This window comes from Paracoccus limosus, from assembly GCF_009711185.1.
Taxonomy (GTDB): Bacteria; Pseudomonadota; Alphaproteobacteria; order Rhodobacterales; family Rhodobacteraceae; genus Paracoccus; species Paracoccus limosus.
Genome location: NZ_WMIF01000008.1, coordinates 35,063 through 57,593 on the forward strand (window position 1 = coordinate 35,063; position 22,531 = coordinate 57,593).

Genomic DNA, 22,531 nt, shown 5'->3' on the forward strand with positions numbered 1-22,531 from the left:
GACGGCCATGAACGAGATGAGCAATTCCGAAATCACCGACAAGAAAAAGCGCTATGCCGCCGGTGTGCTGAAATATGCGCAGATGGGCTATTGGGATGGCGATTACCAGCCCAAGGACACCGATGTCCTGGCCCTTTTTCGCATCACGCCACAGGACGGCGTGGACCCCATCGAGGCCGCTGCTGCCGTCGCTGGAGAAAGCTCGACCGCGACCTGGACCGTGGTCTGGACCGATCGTCTGACCGCCTGCGACCAGTATCGCGCCAAAGCCTACAAGGTCGAGCCGGTGCCCGGCACGCCGGGGCAGTATTTTTGCTACGTCGCCTATGACCTGATCCTGTTCGAAGAGGGCTCGATCGCCAACGTCACCGCCTCGATCATCGGCAACGTCTTCAGCTTCAAGCCGCTGAAGGCCGCACGGCTTGAGGACATGCGCTTCCCAGTCGCCTATATCAAGACCTTTGCCGGACCGCCCACCGGCATCGTGGTCGAACGCGAGCGTCTGGACAAGTTCGGCCGCCCGCTCTTGGGCGCGACCACCAAGCCCAAGCTGGGCCTTTCTGGCAAGAACTATGGCCGCGTCGTCTATGAGGGGCTGAAGGGCGGTCTGGATTTCATGAAGGATGACGAGAACATCAACTCGCAGCCCTTCATGCATTGGCGCGACCGGTTCCTGTATTGCATGGAGGCCGTCAACAAGGCGACGGCGGCGACCGGCGAGACCAAGGGCCATTACCTCAACATCACCGCCGGCACGATGGAGGAAATGTATCGCCGGGCCGAATTCGCCAAAGAGTTGGGCTCATGCATCGTCATGGTCGACCTGATCGTGGGCTGGACGGCGATCCAGTCGATCTCGAACTGGTGCCGGCAGAACGACATGATCCTTCACATGCACCGCGCGGGCCACGGCACCTATACCCGGCAAAAGAACCACGGCATCAGCTTCCGCGTCATCGCGAAATGGCTGCGCATGGCCGGGGTGGATCACCTGCATTGCGGCACGGCCGTCGGCAAGCTGGAGGGCGATCCGATGACCGTGCAGGGCTTCTACAACGTCTGCCGCGAGATCCATAACGAGGTCGATCTGCCGCGCGGCATCTTCTTTGAACAGGATTGGGGCAACCTGAAAAAGGTGATGCCGGTCGCCTCGGGGGGCATCCATGCCGGGCAGATGCATCAGCTGATCGACCTGTTCGGCGATGACGTGGTGCTGCAATTCGGCGGCGGCACCATCGGCCACCCGATGGGCATTCAGGCCGGCGCGACCGCCAACCGCGTGGCGCTGGAGGCGATGGTTCTGGCCCGCAACGAAGGCGTCGACCTGAAGACCGAAGGCCCCGAGGTGCTGCGCAAGGCGGCCAAATGGTGCAAGCCCTTGGAGGCCGCGCTGGATACCTGGGGCAATATCACCTTCAACTATACCTCGACCGACACCTCGGATTTCGTTCCGACCGCATCCGTCAGCTAAGGGAGATCACGATGCGTATTACCCAAGGTTGCTTTTCCTTTCTGCCCGATCTGGATGACAACCAGATCCGCGATCAGGTGGAATATATCCTGTCCAAGGACTGGGCCGTCGGGATCGAATGGACCGACGAGCCGCATCCCCGCAACACCTATTGGGAGATGTGGGGCAATCCGATGTTCGACCTGAAGGACGCCAAGGGCGTGATGATGGAGCTGGACGAGTGCCGCAAGGCGCATGGCGATGGCTATATCCGCATCAACGCCTTTGACAGCACGCGGGGCTGGGAGACGGTGATGATGTCCTTCATCGTGAACCGGCCCAAGCACGAGCCGAGCTTCAAGACCTGGCGGATGGAGGCCGATGGCCGGCACCTGCGCTATACCCATGAGCTGGTCGGCTGATGGCAAGACCGGGACCGGGGGCTTTGCGCCCCCGGACCCCCGCAGGATATTTTTCCACGAAAGAAGGGCCTTGGGCGATGGATGGGGATGTGAACGGGGTGCGGGCCACGGTCGATCTGAAGGCCGAATACGAATCCTCGGGCGTACGCGAGATTCTGGACGAGCTGGACCGCGAGCTGATCGGACTGGCCCCGGTCAAGGAGCGCATCCGTGAGACCGCCGCGCTGTTGCTGGTGGACCGGGCGCGGCGGCAGCTGGGTCTGGCCCATGAGGTGCCGACGCTGCACATGAGTTTCACCGGCAATCCCGGCACCGGCAAGACCACGGTGGCGCTGAAGATGGCCGGGCTGCTGCATCGGCTGGGCTATGTGCGCAAGGGTCATCTGGTCAGCGTGACCCGCGACGATCTGGTCGGACAATATATCGGCCATACCGCGCCCAAGACCAAGGAAGTGCTGAAGAAGGCAATGGGGGGCGTCCTGTTCATCGACGAGGCCTATTACCTCTACAAGCCCGACAACGAGCGCGACTACGGGCAGGAGGCCATCGAGATCCTGTTGCAGGTGATGGAGAACAACCGCGACGATCTGGTGGTCATCATGGCGGGCTATGCCGACCGCATGGACAGGTTCTTCAGCGCCAACCCCGGTTTCCGTTCGCGCATTGCCCATCACATCGAGTTTCCCGATTACAGCGATGCGGAGCTGGGGCGGATTTCCGGCTCGATGCTGGGGGTGCAGGGCTATGAGTTCGATGCCGCAGGACTGGCCGCGATGGAGGACTATATCCGCCTGCGCCGCGAGCAGCCGCATTTCGCCAATGCGCGTTCGATCCGCAATGCGCTGGACCGGGCGCGGCTGCGGCAGGCCAACCGGCTGTTTTCCGGCGATGCGCCGGTTGACGCCAAAACGCTTTCCACGATAACCGAGGCCGATATCCGGGCCAGTCGCGTCTTTCAGGGCGGGCTGGACATTGACGGCAGCCGCAGGAAGGACCAGCCATGACGTTCGACCGTTCGATCAAGATCGCGCCCTCGATCCTGTCGGCCGATTTCGCCAATTTCGGTGCCGAGATCCGCGCGATCGAGGCCGAGGGCGCCGATTGGGTGCATGTCGATGTGATGGACGGGCATTTCGTGCCGAACCTGACCTTTGGTCCGCCCGCCGTGAAGGCGTTCCGGCCGCATGTGAAGACCTTCATGGACGTGCATCTGATGATCGCGCCGGTCGATGCCTATATCGAGGCCTATGCCGAGGCGGGCGCCGACATGATCACTGCCCATGTCGAGGCCGGGCCGCATCCGCATCGCACCCTGCAGGCGATCCGCGCGACCGGAAAAAAGGCCGGCATCGCGCTGAACCCCGGCACGCCGGTCGAGGCGGCCGAGCCGCTGCTGGAATTGTGCGACATGGTGCTGGTGATGACGGTGAACCCCGGCTTTGGCGGGCAGAAGTTCATCGCGAGCCAGTTGCGCAAGATCGAGCGGCTGCGCCAGATGATCGGCGACCGCGAGATCCATATCCAGATCGACGGCGGCTGTGATCCGCTCACCGCGCCCTTGGTCGCCAAGGCGGGGGCGGATGTGCTGGTCGCGGGCTCGGCGGTCTTCAAGGGCGGGTCGGTGGACCGGCCCGAGGTCTATGGCGAGAATATCCGCGCCATTCGCGCCGCAGCGGAATCCGGGCTGGCCTGAGGGGGTTCCCCCGGCTAGGTTGACCTCCGACCGGAAGGGGAGGCGGAGCGCTGGCGTTCGGCAAGACAAGATGATCTGGCGTGCGGCGACCGGCCTTGCCGGCGCGGTGCTGCGCCTGTCGGGCCCTTTTCTGGGCGAGGACCGGCGCGAGCGGCTGGCGCTGGCCGGACCCGAGGTGGTGCCGGGCGGTATCTGGCTGCATGCGGCCAGCGTGGGCGAGCTGAATTCGGCACGGATGCTGGCCCGGGCGCTGGCCTCGGAACTGCCGCTGACCGTTACGACCAACAGCCTGACCGGGCGGGCGCTGGCGCGGCGCATGGGGCATGTCGCGGTGCTGGCGCCTCTGGATGTGCCGCAGGCGGTGGCGCGGTTTCTGGACCGGGTCGAGCCCTCGGTTCTGGTCACGGTCGAGAATGAGCTTTGGCCCAACCGCTCGGCCATGGCTGCCGATCTGGGCGTGGCGCAGGTGGTGGTGGGGGCGCGGATCTCGGAACGCTCGGCCCGGCGCTGGGCGCGGGTGCCCCGGCTGATCCGGCCGATGCTGGGCCGTATCGACCTGCTGTCGGCGCAGGATGCCGGCAGCGAGGCGCGGCTGGTGGCGCTGGGCCTGCCGCAGACGGCGCTGGGCACGCGGCTGAACCTGAAACTGCTGGCCCCGGCGCAGGTGGTGCCGCCCGCAGATACTGCCGGGCGCGCGCGGGTGGTGCTGGCCGCCTCGACCCATGAGGGCGAGGATGCGGTGATTCTGGATGCCTTTGTCGCGGCGCGGGCGGCGATGCCCGATCTGCGGCTGATCCTTGCGCCGCGCCACCCCGAACGCGGCGATGCCGTTGCGGCGTTGATTGCCGCACGTGGGCTGGAGTTCGGCCGGCGCAGTCAGGGCGCCGGACCCGAGGCCGGGGTGCTTTTGGCCGATACGCTGGGCGAGATGGCGGATTGGTATGCCGCAGCCGGCATCTGCATCACCTGCGGCTCATTCACCGAGCGCGGCGGCCATACCCCGTGGGAGCCGGCGGGCTGGCGCTGCGCCATCCTGCACGGGCCGCAGGTCTCGAACCATGCCGGGGATTATGCCGATCTGGACGCAGCGGGTGCCGCCCTGGCATGCAGCGCGCAATCCCTGCCGCAGCAGTTGGTGGAACTGGCGCAGGATCCCGCGCGGCAGCAGCACATGGGGCAGGCGGCTCGCCAGATGCTGTTGCAGCGGGCAGGGGATCCGGCGGCGCTGATCGCGCGTATCCTTGATCTGGCGCGGACCGGTTTGCCCGACGCCACCGGTCTTGCATAAGGCGCGCCACATCCAGATATGTGGGGGGAAAGGGGCGAACATGATCCGCTATGACCTGCGCTGCGACAAGGGCCATGACTTTGATGGCTGGTTCCGGGATTCGGCGGGCTTTGATGCCTTGAATCGCGTCGGACAGGTGACCTGCACGCATTGCGGATCGAGCAAGGTCGAAAAGGCGCTGATGGCGCCGCGCGTGGCCAGTGCCGGCGAATTGACCAGCCCGCGTGACGAGCGTGAAAAGGCGCTGGAGGCGCTGCGCAAGCAGGTCGAGGAAAATTCGGATTACGTCGGCATGTCCTTTGCCGCCGAGGCCCGCGCCATGCACGAAGGCCGCAGCCCCGAACGCGCCATCCATGGCGAGGCCAAGCTGGAGGAGGCCCGCCAGTTACTGGAGGACGGCATCCCGGTCGCGCCCCTGCCGTTCCGGACGCGCCAGCGCGCGAACTAGCGGACTAAAGCGGCGCGTGCTCGCCGTCGATCAGCACCATCAGCCGCCCGCGCGAGCAGCGCTCGACCCGCGCATCGACGCCATAGACCTGCGCCAGCAGGGCGGGGGTCAGCACGCTTTCCGGTGCGCCCTCGGCATGGACATGGCCATCGTGGATCAGCACGATCCGGTCGGCCCATTGCGCGGCCACCGCCAGATCGTGCAGCACCGCGACCACCACGCGGCCCTCGGCGGCCAGACGGCGCAGCTCAGACAACAGCCGCACCTGCCGGGCCAGATCCAGCGCGCTGGTCGGCTCGTCCAGCAGCAGCAGGCGCGGATCGCGCACGATGGCCTGTGCCAGACTGACCATCTGTCGCTGCCCGCCCGACAGCGAATCCAAAGGCTCCAGCGCCAGCGCCGCGATGCCGAGCTTGTCCATCACTGCCATGGCTGCCGCATCGGCCTGATGCGCGGGGATGCTGCGCCCGGCGCGCAGGGCCGCGATCACGGTTTCCAGCGCGATCAGTGACGATCCCGACGGCAGGGTCTGCGGCATGAAGCCGACCAGCCGCGCGCGGTCCAGCGCGGGGATGCGCGCCAGATCCTTGCCGTCCAGCACCGTGCTGCCCTGATGCGGCACCAGTTGCGCAATGGCGCGCAGCAGCGTTGATTTTCCGGCGGCGTTGGGGCCGGCCAGCACGGTGACCTCGCCGGCCTTCAGCTCGGGCAGGGTCAGCCCGTCAAGGACGCGGCGCGCGCCGAACCGCACCGAGATGTCACGCGCGATCAGGCTCATCTGCGCCGCCCGCGCAGGATCAGCGCAAAGAACACCGGCAGCCCGATCAGCGAGGTCACCAGCCCGACCGGCAGCAGCACGCCGCCAACCAGCGATTTCGACAGCGTCGAGGCCAGCGACATGACCAGCGCCCCGGTCAGCAGGCTGGCGGGCAGAAAGACACGGTGGTTCTCGCCGACCAGCATCCTGGCGATATGCGGCCCTGCAAGGCCTACAAAGCCGATGACGCCGACCATGGACACGGCCGCCGCCGACAGCAGGCTGACTCTCAGCAGCGTCCAGCGCCTGAGCCCGGTGACATCGACGCCAAAGCTGCGCGCCTGATCCTCGCCCAGCCGCAGCGCGGTCAGCTTCCATGCGGCGCGAAAGGAAAACGGCATGGCACAGATCAGCACCAGCGCAATCAGAAGGACGCCCGGCCATTGCGCCGAGGCAAGGCTGCCCATGGTCCAGAACACAAGTTGTTGCAGCGCGTCGGCCGAGGCCACGAACTGCACCAGCGACATCAGCGCCATGGCGGTGAAGTTCAGCGCGATGCCGAACAGGATCAGCACCTCGGGGCCGCCGGCGCGCAGCCGTCCCAGCAGCTGCAACAGCGCCAGCGAGCCCATGGCGAACAGAAAGGCATTGCCGGTCACGCCCCAGGCGGGCGGCAGGCCGGGCAGCGTCAGGCCCAGCACGATGGCGACACCCGCCCCCAGCGCCGCCGCCGAGGAAACGCCCAGCGTAAAGGGCTCGGCCAGCGGGTTTTCCAGCACGGTCTGCATCTCGGCCCCGGCCAGCGCCAGCGCCGCCCCGACCATCAGCGCCATGGCGGCCACCGGCAGGCGCACGTCCCAGACGATGACCCGCGCGGCCCTGGACACCTCGGCGCCAGTCAGGGCGCGCAGCGTCTCGGCCAGAGGCAGGCCGGCGGGGCCGGTGATCAGGTCAAGCACCAGCGCGGCTACGGCGGCCACGGCCAGCAGCCCAACCAGAAGCGCATGGCGGCGGCCCTGCCGGTGATAGCGTGCCAGCGTGGTGTTGTTCACGGCATCGCTCATGGCGTCACCCACCATGTGCCGGGCACCTGCACCGGGGAAAAGCGGCGGTCGATCTCGGCCAGGGTGGCATCGGGATCGACATCGGCGAACAGGTCGGGGTGAAAGGTCTTGGCCAGATATTCGATCAGCGCGATATGGACCGGCGTGTCGTTGAACATGTGCCAGACGCCGGCGGCGCGACCGGTTTCAACCGCGCGCAGCGAGGCAAAGCCCGGGGCCGCGATCAGCTTGTCGAAACTGGCCTGCGCGATGGCATGGTCCACGTCCGAACCCAGCACCAGCCCGCCGCGCGCCGCCATATGCGTGCCGCCGGTGGCGATATAGATGTCCGGGTCGGCGCCGATCAGATATTCCAGACTGACATTGCCCAGCACGCCCTGCACCACCTCCGAGCCGATGTTGGTGCCGCCCGCCGTCTCGACGAAATCGCGAAACACGCCCGAGCCGACGGTCGAGCAGCAGCCGGTCGGCGCGGCATGGACGTGAAAGAACACCCGAGGCCGCTTGATCGCCGGATCGGCAAGCCGCGCGCGGATGCGCTCCAGCCGGCTGTCATAGAATTCGGCGAACTCGGCGGCCTTGGCCTCGGCCCCGGTCAGTTTACCCAAAATGGTCAGACTGGGGATCGAGTTTTCCTGCGGATGCGAGAAGAAATCGACATAGGCCACCGGAATCCCGGCAGCGTCGAGCTGCTTTTGCACCAGCGCCATTTCCGGGTTCTTGCCGTCAATCAGGCTCAGCACCACCAGATCGGGATCAAGGCCGATTACCGCCTCGACCGAAAGGCCGCGCGTGCCCGACCCGACCGGCTTGATCGCGTCGATGGCGGGGAATTTCTGGCGATAGGCGGCCAGCGTCGGCGGGTCCAGGGGCTTGTCCAGCCGCCAGCCCGCGACCAGCGACACCGGGTCGTCATGGATCAGCCCCAGCACCGACAGATGCCGTGCCTCGCCCAGCACGATGCGATGCGCGGGGGCGGGCAGCGTGACCTGACGGCCCAGAATGTCGGTGGCCGTGACCTCGGCCCGCGCGACAACCAGCGAGACGATCAGCGCAAGGGCGGCAAGGATCAGGCGGGCAGGGGTCATGGCGGATCTTTCGCGGAAAGGGCCGGGATCGCCCCGGCCCTAGTCTTTTACTCAGCTTTGGCCGTGATACGCCAGATGCGGTCGCCCGCCTCGTCATTCTCGCCGCGCGATTTGTTCACCGCCCAGACATTGCCCTTGCCATCGGCGCGCAGCTGGTTGGGGAAGCCGCCGGTTTCCAGATTGGCGACGATCTCGCCCTTGGTGTTGACCACGGCGATGGTGCCGGCGCTGCGGTTGGCGATATAGGCCAGCCGGCTTTTCGGCTCGAAGGTGACGTTCAGAGGCGTGGCGCCCACCTCGACGTCATGCAGCGTCTCGCCGGTTTCGGCGTTCACGATCAGCAGGTTATCGGTGTCTTGCGAGACGACGAACAGCAGGTTGTCCTGCGCATCGAAGGCCACGCCCGAGGCCACCTTGGCGCGCGGCAGCTCGATCACCTTCACCGCACCCGATTTCAGGTCGATGATCGCCGCCTCGGGGGTGTTGTAGCTGACGGTCGCCAGCTTGCCGTGCTGGGCGTCGAGGTCCAGCGCCATGGCGCCAAAGGTCTCGCCGCGCGCTTTGGTCGGGATGTGGATCGCGGGCAGCGGCTCTTGCGTCTTGGCGTCAAAGACCATTACGTCCGGGCCGAAGCTGGTCGAGGCATAGACCCGGCCATTGCCCTCGTCCACGACGATGTCGCGGGCATGCGGCACGGTGCCGGGCTCGAATTGCTTGACCAGCGACAGGTCGTCCTGCTTGTAGACCGCAAGCGTGTCCTGACGGGTGTTGCTGGTCCAGACATTGCCATTGGCATCGTCCACGGCCACGCCATAGACCCCGAAAAGGCCGCCCGGCTTGCCGTCACGCTCGGGTGCCTCGGCGGGGGTGATGCGGGTTTCGACCTCCAGCGTGTCGGGGTTCAGCTTGACCAGCGCCGATTCCTTGATCGGCGGGCGGCCCACCGAAGAGGCGACAAAGATCGCGCCCGATTTCGGGCTTTGCGCGACCTGATAAAGGCCCGGATTCACCGGCTTGCTTTCGACGGTGAACTTGTCGGCGCCCGAAACCGGCAGCTGCTGCGAGATCTTCAGATCGGCCACGGTGGCGCTGGCCGGGTTTTCGGTCGCGACCACGATCGGTTGCAGGCCCTGCGCCGCATCGGCATCGACCGGCAGGGCAAAGCTGAAGCCGCCCTTTTCATCGATGGTGATCGGGTCTTTGTTCAGCACGGTCGCGCCGCGCAGCAGGGTGACGGTCTGGCCCGGCTGCAGGCCCGAGCCAGTCACGGTCGCCTCGCTGCCCGGATAGATCGGCATGCCGCGCACGGCGCCGGTAATGCGGATCTGGCCTGCGAATTCCGTCGCCACCGGGGTAAAGACGCTGTCGGCATGGGCCGATCCCGCGATCAGGCTGATTGCCAGCGCGGACGCGCCCAGCAGGTCGCGGATTGTCATTCGGTGCATCAGGGCCATATCAATCTCCTGTTCGTGGACCGTTCTGGCTGACCGCTTGGGTTGGCTTCTGCGGCGGGAACCTATATTTCTGACTGGTATTGTCAACTAACTCCTGCTCCGGCAGCGAGCGGGATTTTCGGAGGACACATGGCAGGGCTGGGACGGGTCGGACCCGATCACGCGCGCCGGGACGCGGCGCTGGAGCTGCTGCGCAACGGTTCGGCCACGCATGATCTGTCGCAAAAGGTGGTCGCGACCGGTCCCGGGCATCGGCTGTTTCTGGCCGTGCCCAAGGCCGCGCCGCCGCCCTTGGGCTGGCCGGTGCTTTACATGCTGGACGGCAATGCCGCCTTTGATTTCCTGACCGCTGCGGACCTGGCCCGGGTGCCCGGGCTGGTGATCGTGGGCGTGGGTTATGACACTGAAAAGCAATTCTCGCGCGAGCTGCGCACGCTGGATTTCACCGCCCCCGACGGGCCGGGCGACGGGCTGCGTGCCGACCACGTCCATGAGGGGCGGACGGCCGGCGGGGCTGCGATCTTTCACGACCGGCTGACCGGCCCGCTGCGTGCCGCCGCCGAGGCGGGGCTCGCCATCGACCCCGCGCGCCGCACGCTCTGGGGGCACAGTTTCGGCGGGCTTTTCACGCTTTATGCGCTCTTGGCGCGGCCCGAGGGATTTGCCCGCTATGCCGCGATCAGCCCCTCGATCTGGTGGGACGAGGCGTTGATTCGCCGCATCGCCGCCCGTGCCGCGCCGGCCTCGCGGCCATTGCTGGTGGCGCTGGGGGATCGGGAAAAGCGTTCGGGCTCGGACGGGCCGCCGCCCGACGGGCCGGCGCCCGCGACGATGGATTTCATCGCCGGGCTGGCCCGCCATCCCGGCCATCGCACCGTGCCGCATGTGCTGGCCGGGCATGTCCATATCCAGACGCTGGCCGGGTCTTTCCCGCTGGTGCTGCCCTTTGCCGCCGCCGATTAGCGAAATCTTCATGCCTTTGCGCTTTGCTGGTTCCTCGAGGAGGGCACGGCAATGCTTTTGATGCGTTACGGGCTGGGGATTCTGGGCATCGTGCTGGCGGTTCTGCTCGTCAGCCATCCGGGCGCGGGCTGCGCGTCGGGCTGTCGCGGCGGCGGGCTGGGCCCGATGGCCCAAGACGAGGTCGGAGAATTGTTGCCCAGCCTCTTTGGTCTGCTGGGGCTGGCACGCGGCTGGCCGCCGTGGCAGGGGCCACGCGCCACTGCCGCACGCTGAGGCGCGGTTGGGGCTCCGGCGGGATTCCGGGCTGGGGCTCTGGCTGCGGCTGCCCTAAGCCGGGATGACCCTGACGCCCCGGTTACACGCCGGGGTGGGCTTGCCGCATGCGCCGGGCCAGTTCCGGGCCGATCACCGCCGAGGCCGCGTCCGAGGTCATCTCGGCATGCAGCAGCGGCAGGTCGATCACCTCGAGGCCCTCGACATAGGCCCGCCACATTTCGGGGCTCAGATCGCGGTCCTGATGGTCGCGCGCGGCGCGGAAATGCAGCAGTTGCCCCGGCCAGCGCCGATGCCGATGCGCCCGGATCAGCCGGTTGGTGCCGGTCACCGTGCGGATCACCCCGTCCAGAACCGGCTCTGGCAGCGCCCCCAGCGCGCTGTCGCCGGCGCGCAGGAAATCCACCACCTTGTCGCGGCTGTCCAGTTCGGGATGCGCCTCGGGGTCATGGCCGGCAATGGCCAGCAGCGCGCGCAGCGCCGCCACCGGATCGGGCTCGGGTTCGTTGCGCCAGGCATCGGCGGGATAGCTGTCCAGCACCGCGACCAGCCCCGGCCTCCGGCCCATGGCTGCCAGCGCCAGCGCCATTTCCTGCGCCAGAATGCCGCCGACCGACCAGCCGGCCAGATGCAGCGGCCCCTGCGGCACCAGCGCCGCGATGCGCAGTACATAGTCCTGCGCCAGTGCCGACAGGCTGTCGGCCAGCGGTGCCTTGGGGTCAAGGCCGGGATGTTGCAGGCCATAGACCCGCCGCTCGGGTCCGATCAGCCGCGCCAGATGGCGATAGCCCCAGGACAGGCCGCCGGCCGGGTGGATCAGGAACAGCGGCGCCGCCTCGGGATCGCCATCGGCCAGCAGGATCAGCGGCCCCAGCCCGTCATCGGGCGCGGCGTCGGTTTGCAGATGCGCGGCCAGTGCCGACAGGACCGGATGCTCGAAGATCGTACCCAGCCCGGGATCGCGCCCGGTGCGGACCTGGATTTCCTGCGCCAGCCGCACCGCCGACAGCGAATCGCCGCCAAGGGCAAAGAAATCCGCCTCCGCACTGGCGGGCGCGGGCAGGTGCAGGATCCGGGCGAAAAGCTCGGCCAGCAGGCGCTCGGCCGGGGTATCGGCGCCGCGGCCGCGATCCTCGAAGGCGGGCTCGGGCAGGGCCTTGCGGTCCAGCTTGCCATTGCCGGTGACCGGCAGCGCGTCCAGCGCCACCTCGGCTGCGGGGATCATGTAGCCGGGCAGGCTGGCGGCCAGCCGCTCGGCCAGAAGGCCGGGGCGCCATTCGGGCGCGGGCACCAGATAGGCCACCAGCCGCTTGTCGCCGCCGTGATCCGCGCGCGCCAGCACCACTGCCTCGCGCGCAAGGCCGCTGGCCATGATCGCGGCCTCGATTTCGCCCAGCTCGATGCGCAGGCCGCGGATCTTGACCTGATGGTCCAGCCGGCCAAGATAGGTCACCGCGCCGTCGGGCCGCAGCCGCGCCAGATCGCCGGTGGCATAGCGCCGGCCCTGCGGCAGGTGCAGGAAACGCTCTGCGCTCAGGTCAGGACGGCCCAGATAGCCGCGCGCCAGCTGCACCCCGCCCAGATACAGATGCCCGGCCAGACCGGCGGGCACCGGTCGCAGCCGGTCGTCCAGCACCTCCAGCGCGGTGTTCCAGACCGGAAAACCGATCGGCACCGGGTTGGCCGTGTCCTGCGGCCCGGCGGGCCAATAGCTGACATCCACCGCCGCTTCGGTCGGGCCATATAGATTGTGCAGTTCGGACGCGATCCGGGCATGGAAGCGGTCGCGCTGATCCGCCGTAAGTTCCTCGCCCGAGCAGAACACCCGCCGCATCTCCAGACCATCTGACGCCGGAGAGGCAAGAAACGCCGACAGCATCGAGGGCACGAAATGGCACGTGGTCACGCCGTGGTCGCGGATCAGCGCGGCGATGGCGGCCGGGTCGCGATGCGCGCCGGGCGGTGCCATGACCAGTTCGGCCCCGGCGATCATCGGCAGGAAGAATTCCCAGACCGAGACGTCAAAGGTCGCCGGGGTCTTTTGCAGGATGCGGTCGCTGGCATCGACGCCGTAATGCGCCTGCATCCACATCAGCCGGTTGACGATGGCGCGATGCTCGATGACCACGCCCTTGGGCTCGCCGGTCGAGCCCGAGGTGAAGATGACATAGGCCATGTTGCCGGGCTGGATGTCGGGATACGGGCAGGCGCCCTGCACGGGCCAGTCGTCGGGCCGCAGCAGAGGCGTTCCCGGCGGGAACAGCGCCTCTTGCCCCGGGCCGGCCAGCACGGCCACCGGATCGGCCAGCGTCAGGATGCGGGCGATACGCTCGGGCGGGTGGGTCGGGTCCAGCGGCAGATAGGCCGCGCCGGCGCGCAGCACCGCCAGCAAGGCCACCGGCAGGTCCAGCCCGCGTTCCAGCGACACCGCGACAATGCGGTCGCGCCCGGCGCCGTGCGCGACAAGCCGGGCAGCCAGCGCCGCGCTGCGCCGGTCAAGTTCGGCATAGGTCAGCCGGCCCTCGGCGGCGGTCACGGCGGGGGCGTCGGGATTGTGGGCAAGCGTCGCGTCGATCAGCGCGGTCAGGGTGGTGTCGGGCAGGGCGTGCTGCGTCGCCATGGCCCGGGCGCGGATGGCGGCCACCTCATCGGGGCTGGCGGTCGGCACCGGGGCAAGGCTGCCTGCGACCAGTGCCGCCTCGATAAAGGCGGGCAGGCGGGCGGCGTGGCCCTCGATTTCCTCGGCGTTGTACAGGCCGGGGTTGCCGTCGACCTCAAAGATCATGCCGGTTTCGGGGTCGCCCCGAAAGGTCAGCGTCAGGTCATCGACCGCGCCCGCGCCAAGGATATGCAGCCGGCAGTCCAGCCCCGGGAAGCGCGGCGGCCGGTCAAAGGGCTGCACATTGACGATCGGGCCGTAAAGCCGGCGCGAGCCGCCGACCAGACCCAGCTCGCGCCGTAAAAGCTCGCTGCGATAAAGCCCGTGCCGGCGGCCCTGCGCCATGGATTTCGACTGCGCCGCCAGCCAGTCGGGCAGGGGCGCGTCCTCATCGGGGCGCAGGGGATGGGGCAGCACGTTCATCGCCATGCAGGGCAGATCGGCGCTGCGCCGACCCATGCGGGCCATGTAGGGTAGGCCGATCACCACCTCGCCCGCCGTCCAGCGCGCCAGGTAGGCGCCGGCCAGCGCGTTCAGCATGTCGGGCCAGCCCAGCCGCCATTCTCCGGCGCGGCGCTGCAACAGCGCACACAGCGTGGCCGGGACCGGGCCGCCGCTGCGCAAGTAGCCATGCCCGGTCAGCGCGCGGCCTCCGGCGGGGCCGGTCACCTCGGGCAGGCCCGCCAGACGCTGGTGCCACCAGTCGCGGTCGGCCTGCCGCCGGGGCGAGGCGCGATATTCGGCATCGTCCTGAAAGGCTGCGGCCATCGAGGCAAAGGGCATCGGTTCTGGCCCCTGTCCGGTCAGCGCGCTGTAATGGGCGGCGATGCGGTTGGTGACCAGCACCATGCCATAGCCGTCGATGGCCAGATGGTGGATGCGCTCGTAAAGGAAATGCCGCTCATGCCCTAGGGCGAACAGGGTAAAGGCAGCGGCCGGGTCGCGGGCAAGGTCCAGCGGCCGGTTGCTGTCGGCGCGCATCAGCGCGAGCGCCTGCCCCTCGGCATCGGGCTGGGCCGACAGATCGGCAAAGCCCAGCATCGGCGGCAGCCCGCTGGACTGGCGCGGCCCCTCGGCCGTGTCGGCAAAGCGCAGCGACAGGGCCGGGGCCTCGGCAATGGTGCGCGCGACCGCCTGGGCCAGCGCCGCGCGGTCCAGAGGGCCCAGCAGTTCCAGATATTGCCCGGTGTTCAGGATCGGGTTCTGCGGATCCAGCGCCTGCGCATACCACAGCCCGTCCTGGGCCTCGGTCAGGGGCATGGGTGAGGCAAGCGGGGCGGCGGGACTGACGTTCATCGTGGCACCATCATAGCCGCAACCGGCAGTCTGCAGGAGATCGGAAAATGTCGCCATCTGTCGCTGTGATGCCCCGCCTCTTGCCCGTTCTGGCTGCTGGCCATAGTCTGGGAAAGAAAAATAGTCAATTTTTCGGACGCGGCCTGTCCGGACACAGGAGCAAAGATGCACGACCCGCACACCCCGCACCAGAACTCGGCCCCGGCGGCATTGCCATGGCGTGACACCAGGACGCTTTATGGCCGGATCACGCGGCTGCTGCATTGGGCCATCGCCGCACTGATGCTGTGGCAGTTCACCGGCATGGTGCTGAAACTGGCGCTGGGCCGCGCGCCGGTGGTCGGCTTTTTCGTCGGTTCGCATCAAAAGGTGGGGACGGTGCTTTTTGTGCTGATCGCGCTGCGGGTGATCTGGGCGCTGGCCAATCGCGGCCACCGGCCCGATCACGGGGCCGGGCTGGTCGGGCTGGCCGCGCGGCTGGGGCATCTGGCGCTCTATGCGGTCATGCTGCTGGTGCCGGTGGCGGCGCTGTTGCGCGCCTGGGGCAGCGCCAAGCCCTTTGCGCCCTTTGGTCAGCAGATCTTTGCCGCGCAGACCCCCGAGATCGGCTGGGCCGTCGGCTTTGGCGAGCTGCTGCATGGCGAGGCCGCATGGCTGCTGCTGGCGCTGATCGCGGGCCATGTGCTGATGGTCTGCGTGCATGAGGGGCTGTGGCGCGACGGCACCTTGTCGCGCATGGCCGGACGGCGGCGGCTGACCGGGGCTGACCGGTCGCGCGATTTCCGTTGATCGGGGCGCGCGGCAATGTCACCATCATGTCATGAACATGCCCTTTGGCTTCAACGCGGAACAGGAGCGGGTCGCCTTTGACCGCTCTGAACTGGGACTGATCCTGTCGGTCTATGGCCGGATGGTGGCCGCCGGAGAATGGCGCGATTACGGCATGTCCTTCCTGCGTGAGGTCGCGGTGTTTTCCGTGTTCCGCCGCGCCGCCGAACATCCGCTGTATCGCATCGAGAAACGGCCCCGGTTGCGCGCGGCGCAGGGGCAATATGCGGTGATCGGCATGGATGGGCGCATCCTCAAGCGCGGCCATGATCTGGCGGCGGTGCTGCGCGTGCTGGAGAAAAAGCTGATCCGCCCGATTGATTGAGGCTTATCGCCTGAGGCGCGGCTAGCCCGTGATCCAGTGGATTGCCAGCGGCACGGTCAGGATGCTGAGCGCGGTCGAGATCAGGATAGCGGTCGAGACCCGCTGCGTCGCCACGCCGAAATGCTGGGCAAGGATATAGACATTGCCGGCAACCGGCAGGCTGGCCGCCGCCACCATGACCCCGGCGGGATAGGGCGCGACGCGAAAGATGCCAAAGGCCGCGATCCCCACGGCCAAGGGATGCAGCACCAGCTTGGCCGCGCTGATCCACAGCGCCGGGCCCGGCCGGTCGGCGCGGCGCCCGGCCAGACTGGCGCCGATGGCAAAAAGCGCGCCGGGCGTGGCGGCGGCGCCCATCAGCGCCAGGAATTCGGCCATGGGCTGCGGCAGCGGCAGGCGCAGCCATGCCCAGGCAAGCCCCGCCAGCATCGACACGATCATCGGATTGGCCGCGACGCCCCGGACCAGCGGGCCGATGGCCGCAAGCGCCCCGCGCCCCTGCCGCGCCGCCGTGACGATCACCGTCAGCAGTGCCGAGAACAGCACCAGATCTATGGTCAGCACCATCATCACCGGCCCGATCGCCGCCTGACCCAAAAGCACGACCAGCATCGGCACGCCCAGAAAGCCGGTGTTGCCGGTGATGGCGCAATGCGCCTCCATCGCGGCATCGGCCAGAGGCTGGCCGCGCAGGCCCGCAACGGTGATGGCGATGAGCCAAAGCGCGGTGGTGCCGCTGAGATAGGCCAGAACGAAGCGCAGGTCGAAAAGCTGGCGCAGGTCCAACCCGGCCGCAAAGCGGAAGAGCATGGCCGAGAGCGCGAAATAGAACACGAATTTCGTCAGCCAGCTGGTCGCCTCGGGCGGAAAGAAGCGCGCCCGCCCGGCCAGCCAGCCGCTGCCGATGATCAGGAAAAAGGGCAGGGTCTTGAGAAAGATCTCAAGCATGCGCGGCCGGATCCGCGCCGCGCTCGACGGTATAGGCGGTTTCGCCGGGGGCGGTGTCGCGGGTCTCGATCAGAAGATGCCCGGATTCGGCGCAGAAATGCGGCACGTCGATGATCGCGGCCCGGTCGGTGGCCAGCAGCGTGACCCGGCTGCCCGGTTCCAGCGCCAGCAGGCGCTTGCGCAGGCGCAGCACCGGCAAGGGGCACAAAAGGCCGCGGGCGTCGATGACCGGGATCATGCCGACAGCCGCGCGCGGCACCAGTCGAGCACCGTCGCCGGCGCGACCGGCTCGGCCAGATCCTGGGCAAACGCGTGGAATTCGGGCAGCTGTTCGCATGGCACCGAGACCAGCACCGGCACGCCCTGCGCCAGTGCCGTGGCGATGAAGGCGCGAAAGCCGCGCCCGTAACATTCTTGCTTCCCGAATTTGTTGACGATGACCAGATCGGCGCCCTGGGCCAGCACTGCCTCGGAGCGGGCCACGGCCTCGGCCAGCGCGCCGCTGTCAAGCCGGCAGCTTTCGGCGTCCGGGCCGAGGTTCTGCGAAATGCGGATCACGCCGCCTTCGCCAAGGATGCGCAGGTCCATGTCGCAATCCTGTCCCGGGCCTCGGTCCAGATTCTGCTGCACCGCGCCGGCAAGGCGCAGGCCCCGCGCCTCAAGCGTGGCGGCGGTTTCGGCCAGCAGGCGGTCGGCGGCGCCGGTTCCGGTGACGGTGACAAAGCCCAGCATGGCGGTCCTTTCCCCTGAGGCGGCCAGAATAGTGCCCGGCGGCGCCGGTGCAACATGGGTATTTGGGAAATGGTGAAGCTTAGCGCGTTTCCGCGAGCGGCCCGTAAAGGATCAGCGCCGGATGGGTGCTGGGCCCTTCGGCGGCGAGCAGCGCAGCAAGGCCCGCCACGGTGCTGCGGATCAGCCGCTGATGCGGATGGCCGACCGCCTCGGCCAGCAGGGCGGGGGTGTCGGCGGGCAGGCCGTGCCGGATCAGGCTGGCGGCCATGTCGGGAAAGGTGCGCTGGCCCATGAAGACCACGGTGGTCGCATGGGCATCGGCCAGCGCGGCCCAGTTCTGGTCGTCGGGCAGGCCGCCCGTCACATCGGCGCCGGTGACGAATTGCAGGCGCCGCGCCGTCTTGCGCCGGGTCAGCGGCAGGCCCGCGATTGCCGCCGCCGCCATAGCCGAGGGCACGCCGGGCACGATCTCATGCGGGATGCCGGCGGCGCGCAGGGCGGTCAATTCCTCTTCGAGGCGGCCGAAGATGCCGGAATCGCCCGATTTCAGCCGCACGACATGTTTGCCGGCCTGTGCGTGTTCGACCAGCAGCGCGTTCACGTTTTCCTGCTTGGCCGAGGGGCGGCCGGCGCGTTTGCCGACCGCGATGCGCTGCGCCTGCGGCCCGGCGCAGTCCAGCACTGGCCCCGAGGCGAGGTCGTCGTAAAGCACGACATCGGCGCTGGCCAGCAGCCGCGCGGCCTTGAGCGTCAGGAGTTCCGGATCTCCCGGTCCCGAGGAAACGAAGCTGACATGGCCCAAACTGCTCATGATGTCGCGATGCTGCAAAATCCGCGCAATGGCAAGGGGCTGCTTGCCGCGCCCGGCCGCATTTGCCATAGAGGGCGCGACCGATCTGGGGGACCAAAACCATGTTCCGAGCCCGCCATCTTCTGGGGATCGAGCCTCTCGCCCCTGTCGAAATCACCACACTTCTCGATCTGGCCGAGAAATATGTCGAGCTGAACCGCCGCACCGTCAAGCACTCTGATGCCTTGGCAGGCATGACGCAGATCAACATGTTCTTTGAAAACTCGACCCGCACGCAGGCCAGTTTCGAGCTGGCGGGCAAGCGGCTGGGCGCGGATGTGATGAACATGTCGGTGGCCCAGTCCAGCGTGAAAAAGGGCGAGACGCTGATCGACACCGCGCTGACGCTGAATGCGATGCACCCCGATCTGCTGGTGGTGCGCCATCCGCAATCGGGGGCGGTGGACCTGCTGGCGCAGAAGGTGAATTGCGCGGTGCTGAACGCCGGCGACGGCCGGCATGAGCATCCGACGCAGGCGCTGCTGGACGGGCTGACCATCCGCCGCGCCAAGGGCCGCCTGCACCGGCTGACCATCGCCATCTGCGGCGATATCGCGCATAGCCGGGTCGCGCGCTCGAACCTGTTCCTGCTGGGCAAGATGGAGAACCGGCTGCGGTTGGTCGGCCCCGCGACCCTGATGCCCGCCGGCGCCCGCGACTGGGGCTGCGAGGTCTATGAGGACATGCGCGAGGGGCTGAAGGGCGCCGATGTGGTGATGATGCTGCGGCTGCAAAAGGAACGGATGGATGGCGGCTTCATCCCCTCGGAGCGGGAATATTACCACCGCTGGGGGCTGGATGCCGAAAAGCTGGCACTGGCCGCGCCCGACGCCATCGTCATGCATCCCGGGCCGATGAACCGGGGCGTGGAAATCGACGGCACCATCGCCGACGACATCAACCGCAGCGTGATCCAGGATCAGGTCGAGATGGGGGTCGCCGTGCGCATGGCCGCGATGGACCTGCTGGCGCGGAACCTGCGCGCCGAGCGCGGTGCCAAAGCATCCGAGGTGATGGCATGATCCTGCATTTCCAGAACGCCCGCCTGATTGATCCCGAGGCGCTGACCGTCGAGGAGAGCACCCTGACCTTGCGCGACGGTCGCATCGAGGCCGTGGGGGCCGAGACGCCTGCGGGGGCCGAGTTGATCGACTGTGGTGGCCGGCATCTGGCGCCCGGTCTGGTCGATTGGGGCGTCAAGATCGGCGAACCGGGCGAGCGGCACAAGGAAAGCTTCCGCAGTGCCGGTTTGGCGGCGGCGGCGGGCGGCGTGACCACGGTCATCGCCCGGCCTGACACCCTGCCGCCGATCGACGCGCCGGAATCGCTGGAATTCGCCACCCGCCGCGCCGCAGATGCGCCGGTCAATATCCGTCACATGGCCGCCCTAACCAAGGGCCGCGACGGGCGCGAGATGGTCGAGATGTCCTTCCTGCAGGACGGTGGGGCTGTCGCCTTCACCGATGGCGTGCGGACGCTGGCCGACACGCGGCTGATGTCGCGCTGCATGACCTATGCCCGCGGCCTTGGCGCGCTGATCGTCGGCCATCCGCAGGATCCGGGCCTGTCGAAAGGGGCGGCGGCGACCTCGGGCAAGTTCGCCTCGCTCTATGGGCTGCCCGCCGTCTCGCCCATGGCCGAGGTGATGGGGCTGGACCGCGACCTGGCTTTGGTGGCGATGACCAAGGCGCGCTATCATGCCGACCAGATCACGGTGGCCGCCAGCCTGCCGGCGCTGCGGCGCGCGCGCGAGGCGGGGCTGGATATCAGCGCCGGTACCTCGATCCACCACCTGACGCTGAACGAATTCGATGTCGGCGGCTATCGCACCTTCTTCCGCTTCACGCCCCCCCTGCGGGCCGAGGACGACCGGCTGGCGATGATCGAGGCTGTGGCCGATGGCACCATCGACGTGATCGCCAGTTTCCACACGCCGCAGGACGAGGAATCCAAACGCCTGCCCTTCGCCGAGGCAGCGCCGGGCGCGGTGGGTTTGCAGACGTTGCTGCCGGCGGCGATGCGGCTTTATCATGCGGGCGGGCTGAGCCTGCCGCAGCTCTGGCGGGCCATGGCACTGAACCCGGCCCGGCGGCTGGGGCTGGATGCGGGACGGATTGCGGTGGGCGCGCCGGCTGATCTGGTGCTGTTCGACCCGGACGCACCCTTCGTTCTGGACCGCTTCACGCTGCTGTCGAAATCCAAGAACACGCCCTTTGACGGCGCACGGATGCAGGGCCGGGTTTTCGGCACCTGGGTCGCCGGGCGACAAGTGTTCGGAGAAGCCGCATGAGTCTGATCCTTTGGGCCGTCATCGGCTATCTGCTGGGCTCGATCCCCTTCGGCATCGTCATCACCCGCGCCTTGGGACTGGGGGACCTGCGCCAGATCGGCTCGGGCAATATCGGCGCCACCAATGTGCTGCGCACCGGCAACAAGCCAGCCGCGCTGGCGACGCTGCTGCTGGACAGCGGCAAGGGCGCGATCGCCGTACTACTGGCGCGCTGGCTGGCCGGGCCGGATGCGGCAATGATCGCCGGAGGCGCCGCCTTCCTGGGCCATCTGTTCCCGGTCTGGCTGGGCTTCAAGGGCGGAAAGGGCGTCGCCACCTTCCTCGGCACGTTGCTGGCGCTGGACTGGCGGCTGGGGCTGGCCGCTTGCGGCCTCTGGCTGCTTGCGGCGCTGCTTGGGCGGATCTCGTCTCTGTCGGCGCTGATCGCTGCCGCGCTGACACCCTTTGTCGCGCTTTGGCTCGACGGCGCGCGTATGGCTCTGGTTACCGGGCTGATGGCGGTGCTGATCTTCATCCGCCACCATGCCAATATTGCCCGGATCCTCAACGGGACCGAGCCGCGCATCGGCAAAAAGACCTGATCGCCCTTCTTTTGTGCGAAAATGTCCCGGGGTCCGGGGCAGAGCCCCGGTCCGGCGGTGCCGCCTAGCGCGTCGGCACCGGCACTTCGCTGGAATAGTCGTAAAATCCCCGACCAGTCTTGCGACCCAGCCAGCCGGCCTCGACATATTTCACCAAAAGCGGGCAGGGGCGATATTTGGTATCGGCCAGCCCGTCATGCAGCACGTTCATGATCGCAAGGCAGGTGTCCAGCCCGATGAAATCCGCCAGTTCCAGCGGGCCCATCGGATGGTTCGCGCCCAGTTTCAGCGATTCGTCGATGGATTTGACCGAGCCCACGCCCTCATACAGCACATAAACCGCTTCGTTGATCATCGGGATCAGGATGCGGTTGACGATGAAGGCCGGGAAGTCCTCGGCGCTGGCGGCGGTCTTGCCGATCTTCTCGACGACGCCGACCAGTTCCTTGAACACCGCCTCTTCCGTAGCGATGCCGCGGATCAGCTCGACCAGCTGCATGACCGGCACCGGATTCATGAAATGCACGCCCATGAAGCGGCCGGGCCGATCGGTGCGGCTGGCAAGCCGGGTGATCGAGATCGACGAGGTGTTCGAGGCCAGGATCGTCTCGGGCTTCAGATGCGGGACCAGATCTTCGAAGATCGCGTGTTTGACAGTTTCTCGCTCGGTCGCAGCCTCGATCACCAGATCGCATTGCCCAAGGTCCGACAATTGCTGCGTGGTGCGGATGCGGCGCATGGCGGCATCCTTGTCCTCGGTCGAGATCTTGCCGCGGCTGGCCTGGCGATCCAGGTTTTTTTCGATCAGGTTCAGCGCTTTGTCCAAGGCCTCGCGCGAGATGTCGGTCATCAGCACGTCATAGCCGGCCAAGGCGAAGACATGGGCGATGCCATTGCCCATCTGACCAGCCCCGATCACGCCCACGGATTGAATCGCCATCGTTTTATCCTTCTGTGCCCAGCAGGGACGATAGGCGCAAGCCGCGGGGGCATTCAATGAGAAAACCGCCCCGAAGGGGGGCGGTTTTTGGTTTGGGGTAGGGGTCCGGGGGGGGGGGGGCCCCCCCCCCCCCCCCCCCCCCCCCCCCGGGGGGGCCGGCGGGGCCCCCCCCCGGGGAGAGA

At 67.7% G+C, this 22,531-nt stretch carries 23 protein-coding genes; 13 read left to right on the plus strand and 10 right to left on the minus strand.

The genetic code is table 11. From position 1 onward, the window contains the following. Positions 1 to 7 precede the first annotated feature (7 nt). From GL279_RS07545 to GL279_RS07570, 6 genes are all read left to right on the plus strand, one after another. Complete coding sequence (locus GL279_RS07545; RefSeq protein WP_155064014.1) at positions 8 to 1,471, plus strand: form I ribulose bisphosphate carboxylase large subunit; 1,464 nt, start codon at positions 8 to 10, stop codon at positions 1,469 to 1,471. An 11-nt stretch (positions 1,472 to 1,482) separates the two neighbouring features. Then, positions 1,483 to 1,872 carry a ribulose bisphosphate carboxylase small subunit gene (locus GL279_RS07550; RefSeq protein WP_155064015.1) on the plus strand — a complete coding sequence of 130 codons (390 nt, stop codon included), beginning with the start codon at positions 1,483 to 1,485 and terminating at the stop codon, positions 1,870 to 1,872. A 77-nt stretch (positions 1,873 to 1,949) separates the two neighbouring features. Continuing rightward, the gene (gene cbbX, locus GL279_RS07555; protein WP_155064016.1) at positions 1,950 to 2,876 is read left to right on the plus strand and encodes a CbbX protein; all 927 of its coding nucleotides are present in this window, start codon (positions 1,950 to 1,952) and stop codon (positions 2,874 to 2,876) included. Beyond that, entirely contained in the window at positions 2,873 to 3,565 is a 693-nt protein-coding gene (rpe, locus tag GL279_RS07560) for a ribulose-phosphate 3-epimerase (RefSeq protein WP_155064017.1), read from the plus strand. The genes cbbX and rpe overlap by 4 nt, the downstream gene beginning before the upstream one ends. A 70-nt stretch (positions 3,566 to 3,635) precedes the next feature. Then, positions 3,636 to 4,853, plus strand: a complete 1,218-nt coding sequence (locus GL279_RS07565; protein ID WP_155064018.1) for a 3-deoxy-D-manno-octulosonic acid transferase — start codon at positions 3,636 to 3,638, stop codon at positions 4,851 to 4,853. A 40-nt stretch (positions 4,854 to 4,893) separates the two neighbouring features. Further along, positions 4,894 to 5,301 (plus strand): DUF1178 family protein, encoded by a 408-nt coding sequence (locus GL279_RS07570; protein ID WP_155064019.1) that lies wholly within the window; start codon positions 4,894 to 4,896, stop codon positions 5,299 to 5,301. 4 nt (positions 5,302 to 5,305) lie between these two features. Here the strand turns inward: GL279_RS07570 and GL279_RS07575 are convergent, their stop codons facing one another. From GL279_RS07575 to GL279_RS07590, 4 genes are read right to left on the minus strand one after another with little or no spacing between them, the layout of a single operon-like run. Beyond that, complete coding sequence (locus GL279_RS07575) at positions 5,306 to 6,079, minus strand: ABC transporter ATP-binding protein (protein WP_155064020.1); 774 nt, start codon at positions 6,077 to 6,079, stop codon at positions 5,306 to 5,308. Continuing rightward, positions 6,076 to 7,122 (minus strand): FecCD family ABC transporter permease, encoded by a 1,047-nt coding sequence (locus GL279_RS07580; protein ID WP_155064021.1) that lies wholly within the window; start codon positions 7,120 to 7,122, stop codon positions 6,076 to 6,078. The genes GL279_RS07575 and GL279_RS07580 overlap by 4 nt, the downstream gene beginning before the upstream one ends. Further along, positions 7,119 to 8,210, minus strand: coding sequence for an ABC transporter substrate-binding protein (locus tag GL279_RS07585; protein WP_155064022.1), 1,092 nt, complete (start codon positions 8,208 to 8,210; stop codon positions 7,119 to 7,121). The genes GL279_RS07580 and GL279_RS07585 overlap by 4 nt, the downstream gene beginning before the upstream one ends. Positions 8,211 to 8,257: 47 nt before the next feature. After that, a complete protein-coding gene (locus tag GL279_RS07590) occupies positions 8,258 to 9,664 on the minus strand; it encodes an NHL repeat-containing protein (RefSeq protein ID WP_155064023.1) in 1,407 nt (468 codons plus the stop codon). Between the two features lie 129 nt (positions 9,665 to 9,793). On the opposite strand from GL279_RS07590, the gene GL279_RS07595 reads away from it, so the two are divergent. Together GL279_RS07595 and GL279_RS07600 are read left to right on the plus strand one after the other, a co-directional pair. After that, positions 9,794 to 10,627, plus strand: a complete 834-nt coding sequence (locus GL279_RS07595) for an alpha/beta hydrolase (RefSeq protein WP_155064024.1) — start codon at positions 9,794 to 9,796, stop codon at positions 10,625 to 10,627. Positions 10,628 to 10,678: 51 nt separating this feature from the next. Then, positions 10,679 to 10,900 carry a hypothetical protein gene (locus GL279_RS07600; protein ID WP_155064025.1) on the plus strand — a complete coding sequence of 74 codons (222 nt, stop codon included), beginning with the start codon at positions 10,679 to 10,681 and terminating at the stop codon, positions 10,898 to 10,900. Between the two features lie 82 nt (positions 10,901 to 10,982). Here GL279_RS07600 and GL279_RS07605 read toward each other — a convergent pair whose 3' ends face one another. Then, on the minus strand, positions 10,983 to 14,855 hold the full coding sequence (locus GL279_RS07605; protein ID WP_155064026.1) for a non-ribosomal peptide synthetase: 3,873 nt from the start codon (positions 14,853 to 14,855) through the stop codon (positions 10,983 to 10,985). A gap of 165 nt (positions 14,856 to 15,020) precedes the next feature. Here GL279_RS07605 and GL279_RS07610 point away from each other — a divergent pair, with 165 nt between their 5' ends. Both GL279_RS07610 and GL279_RS07615 read left to right on the plus strand, forming a co-directional pair. Beyond that, the gene (locus GL279_RS07610; protein WP_155064027.1) at positions 15,021 to 15,644 is read left to right on the plus strand and encodes a cytochrome b; all 624 of its coding nucleotides are present in this window, start codon (positions 15,021 to 15,023) and stop codon (positions 15,642 to 15,644) included. Between the two features lie 31 nt (positions 15,645 to 15,675). Further along, positions 15,676 to 16,008: a DUF2794 domain-containing protein gene (locus tag GL279_RS07615; RefSeq protein WP_155064028.1), complete on the plus strand. Its 333-nt coding sequence runs from the start codon at positions 15,676 to 15,678 to the stop codon at positions 16,006 to 16,008. Between the two features lie 21 nt (positions 16,009 to 16,029). Here GL279_RS07615 and GL279_RS07620 read toward each other — a convergent pair whose 3' ends face one another. The 4 genes from GL279_RS07620 to cobA all read right to left on the minus strand — a co-directional run bounded on the left by GL279_RS07620 (position 16,030) and on the right by cobA (position 18,499). Beyond that, entirely contained in the window at positions 16,030 to 16,956 is a 927-nt protein-coding gene (locus GL279_RS07620; protein WP_155064029.1) for an AEC family transporter, read from the minus strand. Further along, positions 16,949 to 17,194, minus strand: a complete 246-nt coding sequence (locus tag GL279_RS07625; protein ID WP_155064030.1) for a sulfurtransferase TusA family protein — start codon at positions 17,192 to 17,194, stop codon at positions 16,949 to 16,951. The genes GL279_RS07620 and GL279_RS07625 overlap by 8 nt, the downstream gene beginning before the upstream one ends. Continuing rightward, complete coding sequence (locus tag GL279_RS07630; protein WP_155064031.1) at positions 17,191 to 17,688, minus strand: DUF2478 domain-containing protein; 498 nt, start codon at positions 17,686 to 17,688, stop codon at positions 17,191 to 17,193. The genes GL279_RS07625 and GL279_RS07630 overlap by 4 nt, the downstream gene beginning before the upstream one ends. A 79-nt stretch (positions 17,689 to 17,767) precedes the next feature. Beyond that, positions 17,768 to 18,499, minus strand: coding sequence for a uroporphyrinogen-III C-methyltransferase (gene cobA, locus GL279_RS07635; RefSeq protein WP_155064032.1), 732 nt, complete (start codon positions 18,497 to 18,499; stop codon positions 17,768 to 17,770). 101 nt (positions 18,500 to 18,600) lie between these two features. On the opposite strand from cobA, the gene GL279_RS07640 reads away from it, so the two are divergent. The 3 genes from GL279_RS07640 to plsY are packed head-to-tail and all read left to right on the plus strand — an operon-like array spanning position 18,601 to position 21,409. Then, positions 18,601 to 19,560, plus strand: a complete 960-nt coding sequence (locus tag GL279_RS07640; RefSeq protein ID WP_155064033.1) for an aspartate carbamoyltransferase catalytic subunit — start codon at positions 18,601 to 18,603, stop codon at positions 19,558 to 19,560. Beyond that, positions 19,557 to 20,828 carry a dihydroorotase gene (gene pyrC, locus GL279_RS07645; RefSeq protein ID WP_155064034.1) on the plus strand — a complete coding sequence of 424 codons (1,272 nt, stop codon included), beginning with the start codon at positions 19,557 to 19,559 and terminating at the stop codon, positions 20,826 to 20,828. Before GL279_RS07640 ends, pyrC begins: the two co-directional genes overlap by 4 nt. Then, positions 20,825 to 21,409: a glycerol-3-phosphate 1-O-acyltransferase PlsY gene (gene plsY / locus GL279_RS07650; RefSeq protein ID WP_155064035.1), complete on the plus strand. Its 585-nt coding sequence runs from the start codon at positions 20,825 to 20,827 to the stop codon at positions 21,407 to 21,409. The genes pyrC and plsY overlap by 4 nt, the downstream gene beginning before the upstream one ends. Before the next feature lie 64 nt (positions 21,410 to 21,473). On the opposite strand, the gene GL279_RS07655 is transcribed toward plsY, so the two are convergent. After that, positions 21,474 to 22,349 carry a 3-hydroxybutyryl-CoA dehydrogenase gene (locus GL279_RS07655; protein ID WP_155064036.1) on the minus strand — a complete coding sequence of 292 codons (876 nt, stop codon included), beginning with the start codon at positions 22,347 to 22,349 and terminating at the stop codon, positions 21,474 to 21,476. Positions 22,350 to 22,531: the final 182 nt, after the last annotated feature.

What these genes read in the sequence shown, in the direction of transcription:
- GL279_RS07625 (WP_155064030.1), bottom strand. Translation starts at nt 17,194, where the DNA reads ATGATCCCGGTCATCGACGCCCGCGGCCTTTTGTGCCCCTTGCCGGTG.
- GL279_RS07640 (WP_155064033.1), top strand. Translation starts at nt 18,601, where the DNA reads ATGTTCCGAGCCCGCCATCTTCTGGGGATCGAGCCTCTCGCCCCTGTC.
- GL279_RS07585 (WP_155064022.1), bottom strand. Translation starts at nt 8,210, where the DNA reads ATGACCCCTGCCCGCCTGATCCTTGCCGCCCTTGCGCTGATCGTCTCG.
- GL279_RS07600 (WP_155064025.1), top strand. Translation starts at nt 10,679, where the DNA reads ATGCTTTTGATGCGTTACGGGCTGGGGATTCTGGGCATCGTGCTGGCG.
- cbbX (WP_155064016.1), top strand. Translation starts at nt 1,950, where the DNA reads ATGGATGGGGATGTGAACGGGGTGCGGGCCACGGTCGATCTGAAGGCC.
- GL279_RS07655 (WP_155064036.1), bottom strand. Translation starts at nt 22,349, where the DNA reads ATGGCGATTCAATCCGTGGGCGTGATCGGGGCTGGTCAGATGGGCAAT.
- plsY (WP_155064035.1), top strand. Translation starts at nt 20,825, where the DNA reads ATGAGTCTGATCCTTTGGGCCGTCATCGGCTATCTGCTGGGCTCGATC.
- rpe (WP_155064017.1), top strand. Translation starts at nt 2,873, where the DNA reads ATGACGTTCGACCGTTCGATCAAGATCGCGCCCTCGATCCTGTCGGCC.
- GL279_RS07565 (WP_155064018.1), top strand. Translation starts at nt 3,636, where the DNA reads ATGATCTGGCGTGCGGCGACCGGCCTTGCCGGCGCGGTGCTGCGCCTG.
- pyrC (WP_155064034.1), top strand. Translation starts at nt 19,557, where the DNA reads ATGATCCTGCATTTCCAGAACGCCCGCCTGATTGATCCCGAGGCGCTG.
- GL279_RS07590 (WP_155064023.1), bottom strand. Translation starts at nt 9,664, where the DNA reads ATGGCCCTGATGCACCGAATGACAATCCGCGACCTGCTGGGCGCGTCC.
- GL279_RS07580 (WP_155064021.1), bottom strand. Translation starts at nt 7,122, where the DNA reads ATGAGCGATGCCGTGAACAACACCACGCTGGCACGCTATCACCGGCAG.
- GL279_RS07630 (WP_155064031.1), bottom strand. Translation starts at nt 17,688, where the DNA reads ATGCTGGGCTTTGTCACCGTCACCGGAACCGGCGCCGCCGACCGCCTG.
- GL279_RS07575 (WP_155064020.1), bottom strand. Translation starts at nt 6,079, where the DNA reads ATGAGCCTGATCGCGCGTGACATCTCGGTGCGGTTCGGCGCGCGCCGC.
- GL279_RS07595 (WP_155064024.1), top strand. Translation starts at nt 9,794, where the DNA reads ATGGCAGGGCTGGGACGGGTCGGACCCGATCACGCGCGCCGGGACGCG.
- GL279_RS07570 (WP_155064019.1), top strand. Translation starts at nt 4,894, where the DNA reads ATGATCCGCTATGACCTGCGCTGCGACAAGGGCCATGACTTTGATGGC.
- GL279_RS07620 (WP_155064029.1), bottom strand. Translation starts at nt 16,956, where the DNA reads ATGCTTGAGATCTTTCTCAAGACCCTGCCCTTTTTCCTGATCATCGGC.
- GL279_RS07550 (WP_155064015.1), top strand. Translation starts at nt 1,483, where the DNA reads ATGCGTATTACCCAAGGTTGCTTTTCCTTTCTGCCCGATCTGGATGAC.
- GL279_RS07615 (WP_155064028.1), top strand. Translation starts at nt 15,676, where the DNA reads ATGAACATGCCCTTTGGCTTCAACGCGGAACAGGAGCGGGTCGCCTTT.
- GL279_RS07545 (WP_155064014.1), top strand. Translation starts at nt 8, where the DNA reads ATGAACGAGATGAGCAATTCCGAAATCACCGACAAGAAAAAGCGCTAT.
- cobA (WP_155064032.1), bottom strand. Translation starts at nt 18,499, where the DNA reads ATGAGCAGTTTGGGCCATGTCAGCTTCGTTTCCTCGGGACCGGGAGAT.
- GL279_RS07605 (WP_155064026.1), bottom strand. Translation starts at nt 14,855, where the DNA reads ATGAACGTCAGTCCCGCCGCCCCGCTTGCCTCACCCATGCCCCTGACC.
- GL279_RS07610 (WP_155064027.1), top strand. Translation starts at nt 15,021, where the DNA reads ATGCACGACCCGCACACCCCGCACCAGAACTCGGCCCCGGCGGCATTG.